Source organism: Bartonella capreoli, from assembly GCF_902813205.1.
Classification (GTDB): domain Bacteria; phylum Pseudomonadota; class Alphaproteobacteria; order Rhizobiales; family Rhizobiaceae; genus Bartonella; species Bartonella schoenbuchensis.
In genome coordinates, this window is the sequence record NZ_CADDZX010000083.1 from 1 (window position 1) to 668 (window position 668).

Annotated in this window: 1 protein-coding gene; it reads right to left on the reverse strand. The window is 41.9% G+C overall.

The annotated features are described in order from the left end of the window. A partial coding sequence (locus J7R05_RS07425) for a TCP-1/cpn60 chaperonin family protein (RefSeq protein WP_281388228.1) occupies window positions 1-581 on the reverse strand: 581 nt, incomplete at its 3' end. Between the last annotated feature and the right edge of the window lie 87 nt (window positions 582-668).

Sequence of the window (668 nt, forward strand, 5' to 3'; positions counted from 1 at the left end):
TGCATTCCTTCCACGACTTCTAATTCGGTTTCAGCCGTTTTTGCTTCTTCGACAGTAATGACACCTTCATTGCCAACTTTTTCCATAGCGTTAGCAATCATTTTGCCGATTTCAGCAGCACCATTAGCGGAAATTGTTCCTACTTGTGCAATTTCTGCTGAAGTTTGAATTTTCTTTGCTTTTTTGAAGAGATTTGCCACCACTTCATCAACAGCAGCATCAATTCCGCGTTTAAGATCCATTGGGTTCATGCCTGCAGCAACAGCTTTTATACCTTCTTGTACAATAGCCTGTCCCAAAACGGTTGCAGTGGTTGTTCCATCACCAGCAATATCATTGGTTTTGGAAGCAACTTCGCGCAACATTTGCGCACCCATATTTTCGAACTTATCTTCCAGTTCGATTTCCTTTGCAACGGACACACCATCTTTTGTGATGCGAGGCGCACCAAATGATTTATCAATTACCACATTACGACCTTTAGGGCCGAGTGTTACCTTTACAGCGTTAGCAAGGATATCAACACCGCGCAACAAACGCTCACGCGCTTCACGGCCAAATTTGACTTCTTTAGCAGCCATTTAAATTCTCCTTGGAGTTGTCTTAAATCAAAGAACAAAGTGCCAAATAATACAAAACGGAAATATTAAAAGGCTAAATCAGCCTAG